Annotated in this window: 17 protein-coding genes; 10 read left to right on the forward strand and 7 right to left on the reverse strand. The window is 71.5% G+C overall.

Features of this window, described 5'->3' with window-relative positions; all coding sequences use genetic code 11:
• Positions 1-40 precede the first annotated feature (40 nt).
• Entirely contained in the window at positions 41-997 is a 957-nt protein-coding gene (gene fabD, locus ACIQCJ_RS30150) for an ACP S-malonyltransferase (RefSeq protein WP_391046853.1), read from the reverse strand.
• Between the two features lie 1,577 nt (positions 998-2,574).
• Between fabD and ACIQCJ_RS30155 the strand changes: the two genes are divergently transcribed.
• The 4 genes from ACIQCJ_RS30155 to ACIQCJ_RS30170 all read left to right on the forward strand — a co-directional run bounded on the left by ACIQCJ_RS30155 (position 2,575) and on the right by ACIQCJ_RS30170 (position 5,643).
• Positions 2,575-3,150 carry a hypothetical protein gene (locus ACIQCJ_RS30155; protein WP_355337059.1) on the forward strand — a complete coding sequence of 192 codons (576 nt, stop codon included), beginning with the start codon at positions 2,575-2,577 and terminating at the stop codon, positions 3,148-3,150.
• Complete coding sequence (locus ACIQCJ_RS30160) at positions 3,147-3,359, forward strand: MerR family transcriptional regulator (RefSeq protein WP_188280336.1); 213 nt, start codon at positions 3,147-3,149, stop codon at positions 3,357-3,359. The genes ACIQCJ_RS30155 and ACIQCJ_RS30160 overlap by 4 nt, the downstream gene beginning before the upstream one ends.
• Positions 3,360-3,754: 395 nt before the next feature.
• Positions 3,755-4,696, forward strand: coding sequence for an SIS domain-containing protein (locus ACIQCJ_RS30165; RefSeq protein ID WP_402713113.1), 942 nt, complete (start codon positions 3,755-3,757; stop codon positions 4,694-4,696).
• A gap of 101 nt (positions 4,697-4,797) precedes the next feature.
• Complete coding sequence (locus ACIQCJ_RS30170; RefSeq protein WP_402713114.1) at positions 4,798-5,643, forward strand: ketose-bisphosphate aldolase; 846 nt, start codon at positions 4,798-4,800, stop codon at positions 5,641-5,643.
• A gap of 24 nt (positions 5,644-5,667) precedes the next feature.
• On the opposite strand, the gene ACIQCJ_RS30175 is transcribed toward ACIQCJ_RS30170, so the two are convergent.
• Together ACIQCJ_RS30175 and ACIQCJ_RS30180 are read right to left on the reverse strand one after the other, a co-directional pair.
• Positions 5,668-6,333 (reverse strand): fasciclin domain-containing protein, encoded by a 666-nt coding sequence (locus ACIQCJ_RS30175; RefSeq protein ID WP_391046862.1) that lies wholly within the window; start codon positions 6,331-6,333, stop codon positions 5,668-5,670.
• 181 nt (positions 6,334-6,514) lie between these two features.
• The gene (locus ACIQCJ_RS30180; RefSeq protein WP_402713115.1) at positions 6,515-8,284 is read right to left on the reverse strand and encodes a molybdopterin-dependent oxidoreductase; all 1,770 of its coding nucleotides are present in this window, start codon (positions 8,282-8,284) and stop codon (positions 6,515-6,517) included.
• A 261-nt stretch (positions 8,285-8,545) separates the two neighbouring features.
• On the opposite strand from ACIQCJ_RS30180, the gene ACIQCJ_RS30185 reads away from it, so the two are divergent.
• Genes ACIQCJ_RS30185 through ACIQCJ_RS30200 form a run of 4 tightly spaced genes read left to right on the forward strand, consistent with a single transcriptional unit; the run spans position 8,546 to position 12,853 of the window.
• Positions 8,546-9,880, forward strand: coding sequence for an NAD(P)/FAD-dependent oxidoreductase (locus ACIQCJ_RS30185; protein WP_402713116.1), 1,335 nt, complete (start codon positions 8,546-8,548; stop codon positions 9,878-9,880).
• Entirely contained in the window at positions 9,877-10,629 is a 753-nt protein-coding gene (locus ACIQCJ_RS30190; protein ID WP_402713117.1) for a DUF1365 domain-containing protein, read from the forward strand. Before ACIQCJ_RS30185 ends, ACIQCJ_RS30190 begins: the two co-directional genes overlap by 4 nt.
• Positions 10,626-12,014 (forward strand): class I SAM-dependent methyltransferase, encoded by a 1,389-nt coding sequence (locus ACIQCJ_RS30195; RefSeq protein ID WP_402713118.1) that lies wholly within the window; start codon positions 10,626-10,628, stop codon positions 12,012-12,014. Before ACIQCJ_RS30190 ends, ACIQCJ_RS30195 begins: the two co-directional genes overlap by 4 nt.
• Positions 12,011-12,853 (forward strand): DUF1295 domain-containing protein, encoded by an 843-nt coding sequence (locus tag ACIQCJ_RS30200; protein ID WP_391160471.1) that lies wholly within the window; start codon positions 12,011-12,013, stop codon positions 12,851-12,853. Before ACIQCJ_RS30195 ends, ACIQCJ_RS30200 begins: the two co-directional genes overlap by 4 nt.
• A 117-nt stretch (positions 12,854-12,970) precedes the next feature.
• Here the strand turns inward: ACIQCJ_RS30200 and ACIQCJ_RS30205 are convergent, their stop codons facing one another.
• The 3 genes from ACIQCJ_RS30205 to ACIQCJ_RS30215 are packed head-to-tail and all read right to left on the reverse strand — an operon-like array spanning position 12,971 to position 15,715.
• Positions 12,971-14,371 carry a cryptochrome/photolyase family protein gene (locus ACIQCJ_RS30205; RefSeq protein ID WP_402713119.1) on the reverse strand — a complete coding sequence of 467 codons (1,401 nt, stop codon included), beginning with the start codon at positions 14,369-14,371 and terminating at the stop codon, positions 12,971-12,973.
• The gene (locus ACIQCJ_RS30210) at positions 14,364-15,134 is read right to left on the reverse strand and encodes an anti-sigma factor domain-containing protein (protein ID WP_401715638.1); all 771 of its coding nucleotides are present in this window, start codon (positions 15,132-15,134) and stop codon (positions 14,364-14,366) included. Before ACIQCJ_RS30210 ends, ACIQCJ_RS30205 begins: the two co-directional genes overlap by 8 nt.
• A complete protein-coding gene (locus ACIQCJ_RS30215; RefSeq protein WP_188280325.1) occupies positions 15,131-15,715 on the reverse strand; it encodes a sigma-70 family RNA polymerase sigma factor in 585 nt (194 codons plus the stop codon). The genes ACIQCJ_RS30210 and ACIQCJ_RS30215 overlap by 4 nt, the downstream gene beginning before the upstream one ends.
• Before the next feature lie 294 nt (positions 15,716-16,009).
• Between ACIQCJ_RS30215 and ACIQCJ_RS30220 the strand changes: the two genes are divergently transcribed.
• Positions 16,010-16,213: an AlpA family transcriptional regulator gene (locus ACIQCJ_RS30220; protein WP_188280324.1), complete on the forward strand. Its 204-nt coding sequence runs from the start codon at positions 16,010-16,012 to the stop codon at positions 16,211-16,213.
• A 3-nt stretch (positions 16,214-16,216) separates the two neighbouring features.
• Here the strand turns inward: ACIQCJ_RS30220 and ACIQCJ_RS30225 are convergent, their stop codons facing one another.
• A complete protein-coding gene (locus ACIQCJ_RS30225; RefSeq protein WP_402713120.1) occupies positions 16,217-18,439 on the reverse strand; it encodes an MMPL family transporter in 2,223 nt (740 codons plus the stop codon).
• A 115-nt stretch (positions 18,440-18,554) separates the two neighbouring features.
• Here ACIQCJ_RS30225 and ACIQCJ_RS30230 point away from each other — a divergent pair, with 115 nt between their 5' ends.
• A complete protein-coding gene (locus tag ACIQCJ_RS30230; RefSeq protein ID WP_402713121.1) occupies positions 18,555-19,289 on the forward strand; it encodes a TetR/AcrR family transcriptional regulator in 735 nt (244 codons plus the stop codon).
• Positions 19,290-19,300: the final 11 nt, after the last annotated feature.

Genomic DNA, 19,300 nt, shown 5'->3' on the forward strand with positions numbered 1-19,300 from the left:
TGGGCCTGATCGGTTCCTTGGACTGCTTGCGAGTCTCCGGTCAACCTCCGGCCGCGAATGCGAGCGCATCGAGAGTCGAGGCACACTGCCGTGAATCGAATGTCGCGAACACCCGTGCTGCCGGGGCGATCCGGCGGCACAGGCCGCCGAGTACCTTTCCGGGTCCGATCTCGATGAAGCGGTCCACGCCCGCGTCCGACATTCCGGCCACGGTTTCGGTCCAGCGGACCCGGCCGGTGAGCTGGCGTTTGAGCGCGGTACGCGCCTCGGCGGCGGTGGTGACCGGCGCCGCGGTGACGGACGAGATCGTCTCGACCACCGGATCGCGGAATTCCACCGCGTCCAGGGCCGCCGCGAATTCGTCCTCGATCTCGCTCATGAGACTGCAATGGAAAGGCGCGCCGACTTCGAGGGGGACCGCCCGGCGCGCGCCGGCGTCCTTGGCGGCGGCCATCACCCATTGGACGGCTTCGGCCTGGCCCGAGACGACCGCCTGCGCCGGTTCGTTGTCGTTGGCGATCTCGACGATCTGGCCGGTGCCGGTGGCGGCCTGTGCGCAGATGGCCTCGACGTCCTCGAGCGGCAGGCCGAGTACGGCCGCCATGGCGCCGGGCACGCGTGCGTTGACCGCGGCCATCAACTGGCCGCGCAGCCGTACGAGTCGGAGGGCGTCGGTCCATTCGAGGACGCCCGCGGCGACCAGCGCGGTGTATTCGCCGAGGCTGTGGCCCGCGACGATGTCGGGGGCGAGACCGCGCGGACGCAGGCTCTGCCAGGTGCACAGGCTGGTCAGGAAGATCGCGGGCTGGGTGATCGAGGTGTCCCGGAGGACCTCGGCGGGTCCCTCCCAGCACAGCCGGGACAGTGGAAGGCCGAGAATCTCGTCCGCGGTGCGGTAGTAGGGGCCGACCAGATCCGGATGCTCTCCGGCGAGGTCGAGCCCCATTCCCACCTTCTGCGAACCCTGGCCGGGGAAGACAAAACCGATCCTGTCCATGCGCCGCAGGCTCCTTTCGGCCTTTCGCGGTGCCGGTGGCGGGCGGTCGGAGACGGCGTGGCCGCCCATGACGAAGCCCCGCGGCTGCACAGCGCACGCGGGGCTCGGTGATCTGAGTGTGATTGCGGCGTCCGGGGTCTCACTGCTGCCCGGATCCGGGCATACCTCGGCCGCCGGAAGTATCGTGACAGTCTCTTGCCGCCGATGTCAACTTCACTTGGTCAGCGGGCTGTTTGCGCAGTTCATCGACGGGTCGGGACTATGCGGTCGGGAAAGATGGTTGCAGTGCCCCTCGAATTTGCGTGACACCGATGAAGTCCGATGATCCTCATAGCATCGCCTCAACATCGAGCATTTCGGAACACTCCGGACCCGAATGACCATGGAGCCTGACGCGCTGTCAGATGGTGATTGTTCGCGGGTTCACGACGGCGTCACGCTAGCGTGTAGTCACATTTTACGAGGCGGCATTCTCGTCAATGAGCCGCCGGTCAGGGCCGCGTGGAGCGTGATCGTCGCAGGTAGATCAGGTGTGGACGGCTCCTGCGTTTGCCTGTATCGTCGCCTGCCAAACGCGAACATCCGTATGCTGTAAGCCGTACATGACTCGGGAGCGGGGGTTCCGGATCGTTATGAACACGGATTTAACGCGACAGGCCCAACTGGACTCATCACGGCCACCACGGCGTTTCCGATCGCCGGTAACCTCGGTCTCGTGCCGGGGTGCTTCAGGCACGGTGGATGAGCCGGTCACCTCATGGCGCCACGGGAGCGTTTCTCCAGGTCACCCTCGGGCGACCGGCGGGGATCCAGCTTTACGAACGGTCCCGGGCACGGCCCAGGGCACCGTCATCCGTCTCCGCCCGAGCCACTGCTCGGACGCGGAGGCCGGCCAGGTCCGCGCACGCTCCGGCGACTCGACGGTTGATTCGGCCGTTGATTCGACGGCGCGGCGGGCCCCGTCCCGCGTGGCACGGACGATGACGTCCCGCTTAGGCGACGCCACGGCACACGCGCGCCCCACATCATCCCGTACCGGTGCGATCCACTCACGACGCACACCTCCATGATCCGGCGTGCCCCATGGGCCCCACTGGTCTGTGGAGCCCGCGAGCACCGCTGCTCGCGGTATATCCGGTCGGCCCGGCCCTCGCCGACCGTTCTGCACTGCGTTCAGCACTGCGTTGAGATGGTCCAGGCGTTCCACTGAGTAGTTCCCTCGCGCCTGGAGTACGTCGACAGGTTCCGGATCCAGCGGTCGCCGCTGACGGTGCGCCATTCCGTCGGAGGCAGCCGATGCACGGCCATGTTCCGACGGGACGTCGCTCACCTGCACCGACGACGACTTTCGGCATGTCCTGAACAGGGCGCACTCCCCTCGGTCATCCAGTCGATCGACGAGTTCGCACTGCGACAGCCACCTTCCGACATCATGACCAACGGGTGACCAAATGAATTCATCTCCATGTGTGGGCCAAAAATGCGGCAACGTGCCGCACGGGTCGCGACCGCGCCGCACAGCGGCCCCGGGGCTGCGTCTGTGCACCTCGTGCTACCACGATCTCAAGGCGAATCTGATGGAGCTGCCGGAGATCTACGACGACTGCGAGTCGGTGCTCCATCCGCGCCGCAACCCGACTCTCCAACGGGTCAGCGGCAGCAGGCAGTCGACCGGAATACGGCTGGACGAGGCGGCGATCACCGCCCGGTCCGGCATCGTCGGGTTCCTGGCCTCGTGGGCGGCGATGGTCGCCGAGGAGCGCGCCGTCCGCAAGCCGGTCCGCAGGCAGCCGGAGGAGATGGCCGACTTCCTCGTCGTCCACCTCAACTGGCTGCTCGCGCACCCGACCGCCGCGGACTTCGCGGAGGAGATCTCCGAGATAACGCACCGCGCGCGCCGGTCCGCCTACACGCAGCCCGCGTTGCGCATGGATCTCGGCCAATGCATCCATTCCGGTTGCAGCGCGGCGATGACCACGGCGCCGTCGTCGCCCGACGGCCGGCGCACCCGAGAAGTGAGCTGTACCGCAGGACACAGTTGGCAGCCCCACCAATGGCTTCTGCTATCCCGGCAGATTCAGCAGACGCGGCAGTTCGCGCGCGGCACTGCGGGAGCGGCAGCACAATCCCAGCGCCCGGAGGACGCCGCATGAATCCGCCACCGCGCAATAGAAGTCGGCTTGTTCCGACTCAACTCGCCGCACTCGCCGCCGGAGTCTCCGAGGCGACGATCAGGAAATGGGCCAGCCGCGGCAAGATCACCCGCTACGGCAGTCCCGGACGCGCGCAATACGATCTCGACGAGCTACTCGAACGTGTGGCCGCGAAAACGGAAGCGGCGGCTCTGAAGGAATCCACGTGAGCGCTTCGGGCCTCGCGTAAAGCAATTGACAGAGGACGAAGAGCCCTGCCTGTCGTGCGGAGCTTTCTCTCGGGCAGGGTTTCCTCCTCGTTCTTCTCGTTCTCACCGTTCGGCCTTCGTCAAGTCCGGCCGCCGCTCACGCCCTCCTACCAGAGAGCCGGACCGCGCGACGGGATGTGACATCCGGTGCGGGAAGTGTGACGCGCGCCTCATTCGGCCGCCGGACAGGGGGTGCGCCGCCCACGTGCGCCCTTAGCGCAGTCCGGGACCTTCCGCCAGCCCTCTCCTCTGTGTACATTTATGCTCGATAGCTGCTCGTTTCGAGCAGGATCGCGCATCCGCACCGCGCGTCGCATCTCGCACGCCGTATCTCGCACACCGCACGAGGAGCCCCGATGTCCGCGTCCCTCACCACCACCGAGACCGCCTCCCAGCCCGAGTGCTGGCAGCGGGCGGCCGATCTCGCTCCCGCCGAGGCCGGAAAGCTGCCGCGCGACGGCGAGCGGGTGGCGGTGATCGGCTGCGGCACCTCCTGGTTCATGGCCCAGTCCTACGCCGCGCTGCGCGAACAGGGCGGCCACGGCGAGACCGACGCCTTCGCGGCCTCGGAGTTCCCGTTCGGCCGCGGCTACGACCGTGTAGTGACGATCACCCGCTCCGGCACCACCACCGAGGTGCTGCGGGCGAGCGAGCAACTGCGTACGGCGGGCGTCGCGGTCACGGCGATCACCGCCGACCCGCACACGCCGGTCATGGAGGCCGCCGACGAGGTCGTGGTGCTGGACTTCGCCGACGAACAGTCGGTGGTGCAGACCCGGTTCGCCACCACCGCGCTCGCGCTGCTGCGCGCCCACCTCGGCCACGACCTGACCGCGGCCGTCGCCGACGCGCGGCTGGCGCTCACCCAGGAACTGCCCACCACCGTCACGGCCGCCGAGCAGTTCACCTTCCTCGGCACCGGCTGGACCTACGGCCTGGCGCAGGAGGCCGCGCTGAAGATGCGCGAGGCCGCGGGCGCCTGGACCGAGAGCTACCCGGCGATGGAGTACCGGCACGGCCCGATCAGCATCACCGGCCCCGGCCGCGTGGTGTGGGCCTTCGGCGCCCTGCCCGAGGGCCTGGCGGACAACGTCGCGGGCGTGGGCGGCCTTCTCGAGGCCGGTTCCGCCGCGCCCGCCGACGGCGGTACGAGCGCGGTCGGCGGTACGGGCGCGCCCGTGCTCGACCCGCTGGCCGACCTGGTGCGGGTCCAGCGGCTCGCGGTGGCCATCGCGGAGAACAAGGGGTACGACCCGGACCGGCCGCGCAACCTGACGCGTTCCGTCGTCCTGGCCTGACGCCAACCCCCGCACGGCGCTCCGCTGTTCGGCGGACCGCCGCCCGTACCCCCGCCCGCACCCGTGAAACCGGCACCGCCGTACGTACCCCGAGGAATCCCATGCCTGCCGTCGCCACCGCAGAACTCGTCACCGCAGCCCGGGCCGCGGGCCACGGGGTCGCCGCGTTCAATGTGATCACGCTGGAGCACGCGGAGGCGATCACCTCCGCCGCGCAGGCCGCCGGGCTGCCGGTGATCCTCCAGATCAGCGAGAACGCGGTGGCCTTCCACGGCGGCCGGGTCGAGCCGGTGCTGGCGGGGGCGGCGGCGGTCGCGCGGGGCGCGGCGGTGCCGGTCGCCCTGCACCTGGACCACGTGGAGAGCGAGGAGCTGCTGCGGGCGGGCGTGGCCGCCGGGGCGTCCTCGGTGATGTTCGACGCGTCGAAGCTGCCGTACGAGGAGAATCTGCGGGCCACCGCGCGGATGGTGGAGTGGGCGCACGGCCAGGGCGCCTGGGTCGAGGCCGAGTTGGGCGAGGTCGGGGGCAAGGACGGCGCGCACGCGCCCGGCGTGCGGACCGACCCCGCCGAGGCCGCCGCCTTCACCGCCGCGACCGGGGTGGACGCGCTCGCCGTCGCGGTCGGCAGCTCGCACGCGATGACCGACCGCTCCGCGCGCCTCGACCACGAACTGATAGCCGCGCTGCGCACGGCCGTACCCGTACCGCTGGTGCTGCACGGCTCGTCCGGTGTGCCGGACGACGAGCTGCGGCGGGCCGTCGCCGCCGGGATGGTGAAGGTCAACATCGGTACGGCGCTGAACATCGCCTTCACCGGGGCGGTACGGGAGCACCTGGCGGCGGACCCGGCCGTCGTCGACCCGCGGCGCTATCTGCGGCCGGCCCGCGACGCGATGTCCGCCGTGGCGGAACACCTGCTGCGCGTCGTCGCGGGCCGTCCGGTGTGATCCGTAACGCCTGGTCCCCAACGGCTACTTGGGCATCAGCACCGTGTCGATGATCTGCACGGTGGCGTTGGCGGTGGTGACGTTGCCGCAGACCACGTTCGCCGTGTCGTTGACCTTGTACGCCTCGCCGGAGCCCGAGGTCGTCAGGGTGCCCTTCTCCAGCGTGGTGTAGGTGCCCTTGGACAGGCCCTCGGGCGCCTTCACCGGCTCGCCGACCACGTGGTAGGTGAGGATCTTGGTGAGCATCGCCTTGTCGGCGAGGACCTTGTCGAGGTCGGCCTTCGGGATCTTCGCGAAGGCGTCATTGGTCGGCGCGAAGACGGTGATGTTCTGGGCGTTGTTCAGGGTGTCGACGAGACCGGCCTTCTGGACGGCGGCGACCAGCGTCGACAGCGCCGGGTTGTGCGAGGCGGCGGTCGCCACCGGGTCCTTGGACATGCCGTCGAAGCTGCCCGCGCCGTTCTTGGGCACGGTGGCGCAGCCGGGCCCGAAGGGCGCGTCCTTCGTCGAGGCGTCACTCGGCGCGTCGCTGGTGGGCGCCATCGCCGGATCGCTCGCCGAGGTGGACGGGCTCGCCGCCGCCGAGTCGTCCTTCTTGTTGTCGTCGCTCGAACAGGCGCTGAGGGCCAGCGGCAGGACGGCGGCGGCCGTCACGGCGACGGCGATGCGGCGGGCGCGGAGGTTGAACATGGTTTTTCTCCTCTATATGTGCGGTTCATGCGACATGTGCGTGCGGAAAAGTCGTCTGTGGCGGGGAGTTGGGGCGGCGGATGGTCAGGGGGGCGGATGGCCCCGGGGGGGCGGATAGCCCGGGGGGGCGGCGGGCCGCTCGAAGGCGAACAGGTCGTCGGATGGTCGGCGCGCCGACGGGTCAGTCGACGCTGACCACCACCGAGTGCCAGCCGGTCGCGCCGTTCGGGACGGTGCCGACGCGGTGGTCGGTCTGCGTGTAGCCGTCACGGTCCGTCGCGCGGACCTCCAGCGTGTGACTGCCGGGCGTGGCGTCCCACTCCCACAGCCACTGCCGCCAGGTGTCGGTGCTGTCCTCGTCCGCGAGCCGGGCGGTCTGCCACCGGCCGCCGTCGACCCGTACCTGCACCCGGTCGATGCCCCGGTGCTGCGCCCACGCCACCCCGGCCACCGGCACCCGGCCCGCCTTGGGACTGGCGAACGGTTTCGGGGTGTCGATCCGCGACTCGGTCTTGATCGGCGCCTCGCGCGACCAGCTGCGTTTGACCCAGTAGGCGTCGTAGGAGTCGAAGGTGGTCAGTTCGAGTTCGCGAAGCCACTTGCAGGCCGACACATAGCCGTACAGGCCGGGCACCAGCATGCGGACGGGGAAGCCGTGCGCGAAGGGCAGCGGCTCGCCGTTCATGCCGAGCGCGAGCATCGCGTCACGGCCGTCGAGCACGGTCTCCACCGGTGAGCCGATGGCCATGCCGTCCACCGAGTGCGCCACCAACTGGTCCGCCGTGCCACCGCGCGACGGGGGCCGTACCCCCGCCTCGCGCAGCAGATCGGCCAGCCGGACGCCGATCCAGCGGGCGTTGCCGACGTACGGGCCGCCGACCTGGTTGGACACGCAGGTCAGCGTGATGTCCCGCTCGATCAGGTCACGGCGCAGCAGGTCGTCGTAGGAGAGCGTCAACTCCTTGCCCACGCCCATGCCGTGGATGCGCAGCCGCCAGGTGGTGGCGTCGATCTTCGGCACGACCAGGGCGGTGTCGACGCGGTAGAACTTCGCGTTCGGCGTGGTGAATGCGCTCAGCCCGGGGATTCCCAGGTCCGCCCCGCGCGGGACGGCCGCGGCGCGGGAGGCGGGGGCGGGCAGCGCGATGGCCTTCCGTGAGGCCACCGCGACGGCGCCGCGACGGTTGTTGAGGGTACGGCCCAGGGCTCCCGCACCCGCGGACGCGGCAGCCGTGGCGGCAGCGGCCAGCACGAAGCCACGGCGGTCGAACGCGGGGCGGGAGGTGGGCCCGGCCTGCGGGGCGGGCGTTTCCGTCCGTGGCAGAGGGGTCTCGGCGGTGTCCTCGTCGTCCTCCGCGGCGCGCTCCACGGCGGACGGAGCGGTCGGTGTCTCCGGCGCGGCGGCCTGTTCCGGCACGCGCGCGGCCGGTGCGGCGCGGAGCGTGAGCCGCTGCGTCAGCAGCCACAGCGCCGCCGCTCCGAGCAGCGCGCCGACGATCGACGGCAGCGCGTCCAGCCGGTGGTGGTCGGGACGGCTCCAGGCGGCGACCGCCCCGATGACGCCGAAGGCCAGCACGCCCGCGCAGCCCGTGCGCCGGAAGCGCAGCGCGAACACGCCGAGCACGAAGGCGAAGAGGGCCAGGATCGCGACGATGCCCAGTTGCAGCACCAGTTTGTCGTTGGTGCCGAAGTTCCGTACCGCGTAGTCCTTCAGGGACACCGGTGTGCGGTCGATGACCGCGCCGCCGACCGCCGTCACCGGACTGGCCTCGGGACGGGCGGCCACGGCGACGAGTTCGGCGAAACCGAGGGACGCGGCAGCGGCCAACAGGCCGCTCAGCGCGCCGAGTACGACCCTCAGCAGCCGACCGGCGGCGCTCGGGCCATGTGGCTGATGAGGCTCCAGCGCACTGCCGGGGCTGATGGTCTCCTGGTCGGTCACATCCCGCATTCGTGGCCACTCGCCCGGCGGATTGGTGCGGGATTCCGCGTCCCCCGGACCGACGGGTTCCGCCGCAGGTGGGGACCGTGAAGATCACCGCCGGAACGTTCCGCTCCCGCACCAATCCGCGGCGGCGACGGCCACGAATGATCAGTGAGGGCGCACCGGTGCCGGTCGCCGTTCCGGCCGCGCCGGACACCGACCGGGCACGGGGCGCCACCGGGCACCACGGGGTGTCACCGGACATCGAGCACTGACCGAGGGGATCGCATGACGGCCGAACGACGTCGGATCGCGGTGATAGGCAGCGGAGTGGCGGGCCTTACCGCCGCCCATGTGCTGCACCGTGCGAGTGACGTGTCCCTGTACGAGGCGGACGACCGGCTCGGCGGGCACGCGGACACCCACGACGTGGCCGACCCCGACGGCCGGTCCCTGAGCGTCGACACCGGCTTCATCGTGCACAACGCCCGCACCTATCCGCATCTGCTGCGGCTGCTGCGCGAGCTGGACGTCGCCACGCAGGAGTCCGAGATGAGCATGTCGGTGCGGTGCGAGGGCTGCGGCCTGGAGTACGCCGGGGCCCGCGGGCCGCGCGGGCTCTTCGCGCAGCCGCGCAACGCGCTGCGGGGCCGCTATCTGCGGATGCTGACCGAGGTCACGGCCTTCCACCGCGGGGCGCGGCGGCTGCTCGCGGAGAGCGGTGAAGCGGGTTCGGGTTCTTCCGCGGATACGGGCTCGGATACGGATACGGGTGCGCGCGCTGCCGCCACCGACCGCACGCTGCGGGAATTCCTCGCCGACGGCCGCTACTCCCCCTACTTCGTCCAGCACTTCATGACCCCGCTGGTCTCCGCCGTCTGGTCCTGCTCCCCCGCGACCGCGCTGGACTTCCCGGCCCGCTACCTCTTCCGCTTCCTCGACCACCACGGCCTGCTCAGCGTCGGCGACTCCCCCACCTGGCGCACGATCACCGGCGGCTCCCGTACGTACGTCGAGCGGGTGGGCAAGGAGGTGTCCGCCGTGCACACCTCCAGCCGGGTGACCGCGCTGCGCCGCGTCCCCGGCGGGGCCGAGGTCACCGTCGAGGACGGCACCACCGAGCGCTACGACGCGGTGGTCGTCGCCGTCCACCCGCACCAGGCGCTGAGCCTGCTCGCCGAGCCCACCGCGGCCGAGCGCGAGGTGCTGGGCGCGATCCCATACACCGTCAATCCCGCGCTGCTGCACACCGACACCGGCGTGCTGCCGCGCGCGTCCGGCGCCCGCGCGTCGTGGAACTACCTGATGCCGTCCTGCGCCTCGGACGCCGGCGCCGTCCTGGTCAGCTACGACATGAACCGGCTCCAGCGGCTGGACGGCGCCGACACGTATGTGGTGACGCTCAACGGCGCCGACCGGGTCGACCCCTCCGCCGTACGGGACCGGATGGCGTACGAACACCCGCAGTACACACCGGAGTCGGTGGCCGCGCAACGACGGCTGCCCGAACTGAACGGGCCGGTGGTCGCCTACGCGGGCGCCTACCACGGCTGGGGTTTCCACGAGGACGGCTGCGCCTCCGGGGTGGCGGCGGCGCGCGCGCTGGGGGTGGAGTGGTCATGACGGCTCCGGTGGTGGCGGAGGCGGTGGCGCCTTCGCTGTACGACTGTCGGATCGCCCACGCCCGTAACCGCCCCGTGCGGCACACCTTCCGTATGCGCACCTATATGTGGCTGGTCGACGTGGACCACATGCCCCGACTGCCGCTGCCGCTGCGCCCGCTGGCCGGTTTCCGGGCGCGGGACCACTTCGGCGGTACGGCGCCCACGGTCAGGGCGGGGCTCGACCGTTTCCTCGCCGCGCAGGGGGCGGCCCCTGCGGACGGCCGCGTGCTGATGCTCACGCACGCCCGTGTCCTCGGCCATGTCTTCAACCCGCTGACCCTGTACTGGTGCCACGCGCGTGACGGCACGCCCCGCCATGTGGTCGCGGAGGTCCACAACACCTATGGCGAGCGGCACTGCTATCTGCTGGCGCCGGACGCCGAGGGCCGTGCCTCGACCGCCAAGGAGCTGTACGTCTCCCCGTTCTTCCCGGTGGAGGGCGACTACCGCATGCGAGTGCCGGAGCCGGGAAACCGCCTTTCCGTGACGGTCCATCTGGAACTGGACGGAAAACGCCCCTTCACCGCGACCGTGAGCGGCGACCGCCGCCCGGCCACCGCGGCCGGACTGCTCCGGGCCGCTGTACGCCATCCGTGGTCGACGCTCCTCGTCTCCGCGGGGATCAGATTCCACGGTGTTCTGCTGTATCTGCGCGGCCTGCCCGTACGGCCGCGGCCAAGCCATCACGTTCAGGAGGGAATGCGGTGACCGTGTCATCCACTCCGGCCGCCCCGGTGACTGCCGGGGCCGCCGTCTCGCCCGTGTCGACGTCCAGGGTGCGCGCGGCGGTCGACGCCGAGCGCTGGCCGGACGTGGCGGCGGCGCCCCGCTGTTCGGCCGCGCGCGCGGCCGTCGCGGCCTTCCTCGTCCGCAGGGCGCTGGAGCGGCTGCCGCTGCGGGTGCGGCTGGCGGGCGCGGACGGCGACGACGCGGGCGAGGGCGCCCGCACGCTGGGGCTCGGCGGCCCGCTGATGCGGGTGCACGACCCGCGGTCCTTCTTCCGCCGGATCGGCGCCGAGGGCCTGATCGGCTTCGGCGAGTCGTACATGGCCGGGGAGTGGGACGCGGACGACCTGACCGGTGTGCTCACGGTCTTCGCCGACAACGTCGCCACCCTCGTACCGCCGTCCCTGCAACGGCTGCGCGGTGCGTGGGCCAGGCGGCGGCCGGAGGCGCAGCGCAACACCCGCGAGGGCGCGCGCGACAACATCCACCGGCACTACGACCTGTCCAACGACCTCTTCTCGCTCTTCCTCGACGAGACGATGACGTACTCCTCCGCGGTCTTCCGCGGCTTCCCTGCCGACGAGCACCTGCTGCCCGCCGCCCAGCACCGCAAGATCGACCTGCTGCTGGACGCGGCCGGGGTCGGTCCCGGCACCCGGCTGCTGGAGATCGGCACCGGCTGGGGCGAACTGGCGGTGCGCGCGGCATCGCGCGGCGCCCGTGTGGTGAGCGTGACGCTCTCGCGCGAGCAGCGTGGACTGGCGCTGGAACGGGTCCGCGCCGCCGGGCTCCAGGACCGTGTCGAGGTGCTGCTGCGCGACTACCGCGAGGTCGAGGGCGAGTACGACGCGGTGGTCAGCGTCGAGATGATCGAGGCGGTCGGCCACGAGTTCTGGCCGGAGTATTTCCGCACCCTGGAGCGGCGGCTCGCGCCCGGCGGCCGGATCGCGCTCCAGGCGATCACCATGCCGCACGACCGGATGCTGGTGAGCCTTCCCACCTTCACCTGGATCCACAAGTACGTCTTCCCCGGCGGCATGATCCCCTCCGCCGAGGCCATCTCCGAGGTGAGCGGCGAGGCCACCGGGCTGCGGATCGTCAGCGCCGAGGCGTTCGGACCGCACTACGCGGAGACGCTGCGGCTGTGGCGCGAGCGGTTCGCGCGGTGCGCGGACGAGGTGGCGGCGCTCGGCTTCGACGCGGTCTTCCGGCGGCTGTGGACGTTCTATCTGGCCTACTCGGAGGCCGGTTTCCGCTCCGGGTACCTGGATGTGCGGCAGTTCGTGCTGGAGGGGGCGGCGGGGGCCACCGGGGCATCGGGGCCGACTGGTGCCGTGCACGCGGAAGACTCGGCGGCAGGCCGGTGAACGGCTTTCCGTGGGGCGCATTCTGCGTGAATCTCGCGGCGGCTGCGGGCGCGGCGCTCGCCGTGATGCTGGTGACCTTCGCGGTCGCGGTGGCCAAGGGCATGCACCGGGTGGTCGACGTGGCGTGGGGCGCCGCCTTCGCGGCGGTCGCCGTCGTGTCGTACGGGTTGTCCTCGGGGCACGGTGACGACGGGCGGCGGCTGCTGGTCCTGGTCCTGACCGTGGTGTGGGGGCTGCGGCTGGCCGGGCACATCGCCTGGCGCGGCCGTGGCCACGGCGAGGATCCGCGCTACGAGAAGATGCTGTCCAAGGTCCCGGCCGACCGCCGCAACGGGTACGCCTTCCGGATCGTCTACCTGCTCCAGGGTCTGCTGGTGTGCGTGGTGTCGCTGCCGGTGCAGGTCGCCTGCTATCTGCCGGGGTCCGTCGGCCCGGCGGCGGCGGTCGGCGCGGCGCTGTGCCTGGTCGGGCTGGTCTTCGAGGCGGTCGGCGACCACCAGCTCGCCCGCTTCAAAGCCGATCCCGCGCACCGCGGTCAGGTGATGGACCGCGGCCTGTGGGGCTGGACCCGGCACCCCAACTACTTCGGCGACTTCTGCGTCTGGTGGGGGCTGTACGTGCTGGCGTGCGACGGCGCCCGCTGGTCGTCGGCGGCGGGCGCGGTCGTGCTGGCCGTGCTCGGCCCGCTGACCATCAGCTTCCTGCTCCTGCGGGGCAGCGGGAAGCCGCTGCTGGAACGGCACATGGCGCAGCGGCCCGGCTACGCCGAATACGTCGCCCGGACGAGTGGTTTCTTCCCGTGGCCGCCGCGAAAGGGCGGTGTTGACGGGCGGGCGTAGTCGGCGGCAGCCGGGCCGCTGGGGGCACAGGTCGTGGTGAGTGGGTCGGCTCCGCTCGGTTCGGCGGTTTCGGTGGGCTCGGTGGCTCGGTCGGTTCGCGGGTTCGCGGGTTCGCGGTCAGTCGTCCAGGCCGCGGGCCCGCGAGAAGCGGGCGTGCCCCTCGCTCAGGGCCACGATCGGGTCCGGGTAGTCGAACCGCTCCCGTTCCGGACCCGACAGCTTCCACGGCTGGTGCACTGCCGCCCCCTCCAACTCGGCCAGTTCCGGAACCCAGCGCCGCACATAGTCGCCGTCCGGGTCGAAACGGGCCGCCTGGAGCAGCGGGTTGAGCACCCGGTTGGGCCGGGTGTCGGTGCCGGTGCCCGCCGACCACTGCCAGTTGAGCTGGTTGTTGGGGATGTCGCCGTCGACCAGCAGGTCCAGGAAGTGCCGGGCGCCGACCCGCCAGTCCACGTACAGCGTCTTGGTCAGGAAACTCGCCACGAGCAGCCTGCCCCTGTTGTGCATCCAGCCCTCGTGCAGCAGTTGGCGCATCGCGGCGTCCACGATGGGGTAGCCGGTGCGGCCCTCGCGCCAGGCGGTGACCTCCTCGGGCGCGGTGCGCCAACGGTCGTGCCGGGAACGGTAGTCGCGGTGCGCCGCGTCCGGCCGCGCGGCGAGCACCTGATGGTGGAAGTCGCGCCAGGCGAGCTGCCGGATGAACGCCTCCGCGCCCCGGCCGCTCACCGACCGCGCCCGGTGGACGAGTTCGGTCGCGGACACGCACCCGAAGTGCAGATACGGCGAGAGCCGGGAGGTCGCGTCACCCGCCAGGTCGTCGTGCTGGTCCGCGTAACCCTCCAGGCCCGAACGCCACCAACTGCCCGCCAGCTTGCGACCCGCCGTCTCCCCGCCGGGCGGCAGGCCCGGCGACGGCTGCCCGCCGCCCGGCCCGGTCAGCTCGGCGGCGGAGGGCAGCGCGGCGGACTTCACGTCCTCGGGCACGGTGACCTTGCGCGGCGCGTCCAGCACGCGGCGCTGGGGCTCGGCGCCCCAGCGCCGGAAGTACGGTGTGAACACGGCGAAGTGGTCGCGGCCCACGGGGGTGACGGCGCCGGGTGGGGCCGCGGTGACCACGGCCTCGTGCACCACCACCTCGCAGCCCGCCTCCGCCAGGGCCTTGCGCAGCCGGTCCTCACGGCGCAGGGCGTAACCGCTCACCCCGGCCGCGATGTGCACCTGCCGCGCCCCGCTGTCGCCGGCGGCCCGGACGACCTCCTCGACGACGTCGCCGCGCCGCACGACCAGCCGCCCGCCGCGGGCCCGCAGGCCCGCGTCCAGGTCGGCCAGGCAGTCGGCGAGGAACGCCGCCCTGTTCGGCACCGCGAATCCGGCCCGCGCGATGCCCTCGTCCACCACGAACAGCGGGACCACGCTCCCGGCCGCCGCCACCGCCCCGGCCACCACAGGATTGTCGTGCAACCGCAGGTCCGCGGTGAACAGCGCGATGGACGACCCGGTCCGCGACGTCTCAGGCACGGGCCACCGCCGGGAACGTCACCAGCGCCAGCGGGGCACTCGTCGGCTGCTGCGAGCCGCCGGCCGGTTCGACCGTCACGCCCACCCCGGAGGCGTTGTCGATCCGCCCGTCCAGCACCACGGCCTGGTCGGTGGCTGACGGGTCCATCAGACCCGCCGGCCGCATCTTCCCGCCGTCGTCGAACCACAGCTCGTACGTCTTCCCGGCCGCCGGCGTCGGCATACCGGCGGCCAGGAAAGCGGCCTTGCCCAGGCTCCGGGAGACCACCACGGTCGCGGTCGTGCCGGTGCTGAGCTTCCGTGTGGTGCTCGCCGCGTCGGGCGCCGAGAGCACCTGGGAGAGCTCGCCCGCCCGCTGCTCGGCCTGATTCGCGCGCTGCCTCGCGTCGTCGGCGGCCTGGTGCTGCCAGACGGCCACCCCGCCGAGCCCGACCACTCCCGCCATGCACGCGGCCAGCGCGTAACGCGGCAGCCGCCGCGCCCCGGCCATCCATCCGGCGAGACCGCGCCGCTCCTGCCGCGTGACGACCGGCGGCTCCTGCCGCACGGCGGCTACCCGGCGCAGCACCTGCTCACGCATGTGCGGCGGCGGCACGACCGAGGCGGCCAGCGCCAGCCGGGTGGCCGTCGCGGACAGCTCACGGACCTCCTGCGCACAGGCCGAGCAGTCGGCGATGTGCCGTTCGAATTCCTCCCGCTCACCGTCGGGCAGCGCGTGCACCGCGTACGCACCGGTGAGGGTATGCAGATCGGCGGTCGTCATGCGCTCACTCCCAAGCAGTCGCGCAGGCGGATGAGTCCGTCCCGCAGTCGGGTCTTGACGGTCCCCAGCGGAGCCGCGAGCAACTCGGCGACCTCCCGGTAGGTGAATCCCTGGTAGTAGGCGAGTGTCACCGACTGGCGCTGCAATTCGGTGAGCGTCCGCATACAGCGTCGCACCTGCTCGCGCTCCAGCCGTGACTCGACCTGTTCCGCGACCTCGTCGAAGGCGGGGGTGTGCTCAAGCAGCGCGGCCTTGTGCTCCCGGTCGGAGGACGCCTGCGCGGAACGCACCCGGTCCACCGCACGACGGTGGGCCAGCGTCATCACCCAGGTCATGGCGCTGCCACGGGATGCCTGGAAGCGGGTCGCGGTCTGCCAGACCTCGACCAGCACCTCCTGGGCGACCTCCTCCGACTGCGCGGGGTCGCGCAGCACCGAGCGCACCAGCCCCAGCACGGGCCCGGCCACCGCGTCGTAGACCCTGGCGAACGCCGCCTCGTCGCCGCGGGCGACCGCGACCAGCAGCTCCTGGAGGTCGGGCCCGGCGCCTGCGACGCCGTCCAGCCGTACGGCTTCCCTCATCTGCGATCCATCCCGTCCCGACTCACCCGCGCAAGTCTCCGACCGGTATTCGGAGCCGAGGGGTGGGCGGATTGCCCGCTCGCGGATTTCCTCCGGTCTCAGCCCGCCATCGTGCCCCCTTTCACCGCCACGGTCCGGACGACCTGCGCGGTCGTTACCCGTTCGCCACATTTGTCACCGTTACGCGGGTTCCGTGTCACAGAAGATCAACAAGCCCATGCGGTGACGCTCACCTGTCGTTGGCCGGACGAAGGTGCTGATCAACAGCAGCCCCGCCGTACGGAGGTACCTGGGATGACCGACCGGACCCTGTGGTCGTACGCCGAGATCGCCGCGCACATCCGCGTACAGGTCGACACCGTCCGCTCCTACCGGAAGCACGGGCATCTCCCGCCGCCCGATGTCGTCGAGGGCGGCAAGCCCTTCTGGTACGCCGATACCGTCAGGGCCTGGAGTGCCCGGCGGCCGGGAAACCGCGGCCGCCGGGATCCGGACTGAGCCTCAGTTCCGCGTGGCCGGCTCGGGGTCCCGCCGCTCCCGCGAGGAGTGCGGGGCCTTCGTGCCCTCCGGCGCCTCCTGGCCGCCGCCCTCCGATATGCCGAACCGGTCGTGGAAGCGGCGCAGCACCGGCGGCGCCCACCAGGTGGCCCGCCCGGTCAGCCGCATCACCGCGGGCACCAGCAGGGTGCGGACCACCATCGCGTCCATGAGCACCGCGAGCGCGATGCCGAGCCCCAGCATCTTGGTGTTGGCCACCCGCGAGGTGCCGATCGCGACCATCACCACGGCCAGGATCACCGCCGCCGCCGTGATCAGTCCGCCGGTCCGCTTGAGCCCGAACTCAATGGACGCCTGGTGGTCGCCACTGCGGTCGTACTCCTCCTTGATCCGTGAGAGCAGGAACACCCCGTAGTCCATGGAGAGTCCGAAGGCCACGCAGAACATCAGCACCGGCAGGGTCGTCTCGATGCTGCCGGTGGCTGTGAAGCCCAGCAGTCCGGACAGATGACCGTCCTGGAAGACCCACACCACCGCGCCGAACATCGCGGTGAGGCTCAGCGCGTTGAGCAGCACCGCCTGGAGCGGGATGATCACGCTGCCGGTGAGCAGGAAGACCAGCAGCAAGGTGACCAGGGCGATGATCCCGGCCGCCCATGGCAGCCGTTGGCCGATGGTGTCCTTGGTGTCCACCAGGACGGCGGCCTGGCCGGTCACCGAGGCTTTGAAGTCCGTGGGCACGGCGCGGATCGCGCCGACCAGGTGCTGGGTGCCGGCGTCCACCGCCTCGCTCGTGGACAGCACCGTCATGTAGGCGGCGCCTGAGTCCTGGGCGACGACCGGCCCCTCGACCCGGACCACGCCGGGCAGGGCGGCCACCCGCTTCTCGTATCCGGCCAGTTGGGACCGGTCGGCGCCTTCGGCCAGCACCGTGATGGCGCCGTCGGGACTGCCGGGGAACTCCTGGCGGATGTGCTGCTGCACCACATGGGACTCGGCCGCCGAGGGCAACTGCCGGTCGTCCGCGGCGCCGAAGCGCACCTGGAGGAAGGGCAGTCCGAGCAGCAGCAGGCCCGCGACCGCGCCGATCGCGAAGAGCGGCGCCCTGCGCATCACCAGCCGGGCGAAGGCGGCGTATCCCGCGCCGGGGTCGCTCGCGGGCCTGCGGCGCAGTGCCTTGCGCAGATCCAGCGCGTTGACTCGGTCTCCGAGCAGGACCAGGCAGGCGGGCAGTGCGATCAGCGCCGCGGCGGCGGCCAGCAGCACCACGGCGATCCCCGCGTAGGCGAAGGAGCGCAGGAAGTACTGCGGGAAGACAAGCATCGCGGCGAGCGAGGCGGCGACGGTCAGGGCCGAGAAGAGGACGGTGCGGCCCGCGGTGCGCAGGGTCACTCCGACCGCCGCGCGCGGGGTGAGTCCGGTCGCCAGCTCTTCGCGGAATCTGCGGACGATGAACAGGGCGTAGTCGATCGCGAGGCCGAGGCCGAGCGCGGTGGTGAGATTCTGCGCGAAGACCGAGACGTCGGTGAACGAGGTGATGGCGCGCAGCACCGCGTTGGTGCCGAGGATCGCGATGATGCCGACGCCCAGTGGCAGCAGTGCGGCGATGGCGCTGCCGAAGACCATGACGAGCAGTATCAGGGTGACGGGCAGGGCGATCATCTCGGCCTTGACCAGGTCGTCCTGGATGGTGCTCTGCAATTCGTGCCGGACGGCGGCCGAGCCGCCGACGCTCACGTCGACCGGTCCGTGCTCCCCGCGGTAGGCGGGGGCGATCCGTTTGACGGCGGTGGCCACCGCGTCGTCGTCGCCCTTGAGCCGGGCGGTGATCATCGCCGAGCCGTCGTCCTTGGCGCGCAGCACCGGCGCGTGGGTGCCCCAATAGGAGGTGACGCCGGTGACGGCCGGATCGGCGGCGAGCTTGCGGGCCAGCTCCTGCCCCTGCGCGGCCACGGCGGGGCTGTCGACTCCCGCGCCCTTGGCGTCGACCAGCAGGACCAGATTGGGCTGGGAGGCGGGGAAGTGGTCGGCGAGCGCCGCGGTCGCGTACGAGGACTCGGAGTCGGGCGCTTCCCAGCCGCCGCTGGCCAGCCGGTCGGCCACGCCTCGCCCGGCGACGACCGCGAGCGCGGTGAAGAGGAGGGCGAGCAGCAGCGTCAGCCTGGGCCGGGCCGTGACGGCCCGCGTCCAGCCCCCGACGTCGGAGTCGTGGTTGACATCAGCCATGACAAAAGGTGTCCTCTCCCCGTAGTGCGACGTAGAATCGCAAATGCGAACTGTCGCTCGCGTTTCAAGAATGCGAGCGACCGCTCGTGTTTGTCAATACCCCTGGGGAGTCACCGTGTCCGAGGCGGAAGAGCGGCAGCCGCGCCGTCGGCAGGCCCGCGGCGAGCGGCGTGTCACACAGCTCCTCCAGGCCGCCGCCAGCGTGTTCTGCGCGCTGGGCTACACGGCGTCCAGCACCAACGCGATCGCCCGCGAGGCGGGGGTGTCGCCGGGCACGCTCTACCAGTTCTTCCCGAACAAGGAGGCCATCGCGGTCGAGCTGGGCAGCCAGCTCGCCAAGGAGATGGAAGCCACCCACGGCCGGGTCTTCACCGTCGAGAACGCCTTGCTGCCGCTGGACGAGATGATCGACGCCGTCGCCGGTCCCTTCATCGAGTTCAACTGCGCCAACCCGGCCTTCCTCGCCCTGATCAAGGGCCCGGACACTCCCGGCAAGGTCGCCGAGGGCCACGACGAGCTGCACGCGTCACTGCTCGCGCGCCTCACCGAACTGCTCGGCGTCCGTCAGCCGTCGCTGTCCACAGCGGAACGCACGCTTGTGGCGCAGATGTCCTTCGCGATGTTCAAGGCAGGACTCGACCTCGTCGTCCAGCACGAGGGCGAGGAACGGGACGCGTACGCGCGGGAGATGAAGGGGATGCTCTACCGCTATCTGGCGCCCTACCTGGGCACCGGGGCGGTCACTGGTCAGGGCACGGCCGCCGCCCCCGACGCAGCCGCCGCCCCGGACAAGGGCGCCGCCCCGGGCAAGAGCCCAGAAGACAGCACGGACACCGCCGCCGCGCGCTGACTCCGGGTCCG

Origin of the sequence: Streptomyces sp. NPDC093221 (assembly GCF_044753885.1) — a bacterium.
In the GTDB taxonomy this organism is placed as follows: Bacteria; Actinomycetota; Actinomycetes; order Streptomycetales; family Streptomycetaceae; genus Actinacidiphila.

Excerpts from the sequence above, each read along its gene's own strand:
- fabD (WP_391046853.1), bottom strand. The coding sequence starts at position 997 with ATGGACAGGATCGGTTTTGTCTTCCCCGGCCAGGGTTCGCAGAAGGTG.
- ACIQCJ_RS30155 (WP_355337059.1), top strand. The coding sequence starts at position 2,575 with ATGGAGCTGCCGGAGATCTACGACGACTGCGAGTCGGTGCTCCATCCG.
- ACIQCJ_RS30160 (WP_188280336.1), top strand. The coding sequence starts at position 3,147 with ATGAATCCGCCACCGCGCAATAGAAGTCGGCTTGTTCCGACTCAACTC.
- ACIQCJ_RS30165 (WP_402713113.1), top strand. The coding sequence starts at position 3,755 with ATGTCCGCGTCCCTCACCACCACCGAGACCGCCTCCCAGCCCGAGTGC.
- ACIQCJ_RS30170 (WP_402713114.1), top strand. The coding sequence starts at position 4,798 with ATGCCTGCCGTCGCCACCGCAGAACTCGTCACCGCAGCCCGGGCCGCG.
- ACIQCJ_RS30175 (WP_391046862.1), bottom strand. The coding sequence starts at position 6,333 with ATGTTCAACCTCCGCGCCCGCCGCATCGCCGTCGCCGTGACGGCCGCC.
- ACIQCJ_RS30180 (WP_402713115.1), bottom strand. The coding sequence starts at position 8,284 with ATGCGGGATGTGACCGACCAGGAGACCATCAGCCCCGGCAGTGCGCTG.
- ACIQCJ_RS30185 (WP_402713116.1), top strand. The coding sequence starts at position 8,546 with ATGACGGCCGAACGACGTCGGATCGCGGTGATAGGCAGCGGAGTGGCG.
- ACIQCJ_RS30190 (WP_402713117.1), top strand. The coding sequence starts at position 9,877 with ATGACGGCTCCGGTGGTGGCGGAGGCGGTGGCGCCTTCGCTGTACGAC.
- ACIQCJ_RS30210 (WP_401715638.1), bottom strand. The coding sequence starts at position 15,134 with ATGACGACCGCCGATCTGCATACCCTCACCGGTGCGTACGCGGTGCAC.
- ACIQCJ_RS30215 (WP_188280325.1), bottom strand. The coding sequence starts at position 15,715 with ATGAGGGAAGCCGTACGGCTGGACGGCGTCGCAGGCGCCGGGCCCGAC.
- ACIQCJ_RS30220 (WP_188280324.1), top strand. The coding sequence starts at position 16,010 with ATGACCGACCGGACCCTGTGGTCGTACGCCGAGATCGCCGCGCACATC.
- ACIQCJ_RS30225 (WP_402713120.1), bottom strand. The coding sequence starts at position 18,439 with ATGGCTGATGTCAACCACGACTCCGACGTCGGGGGCTGGACGCGGGCC.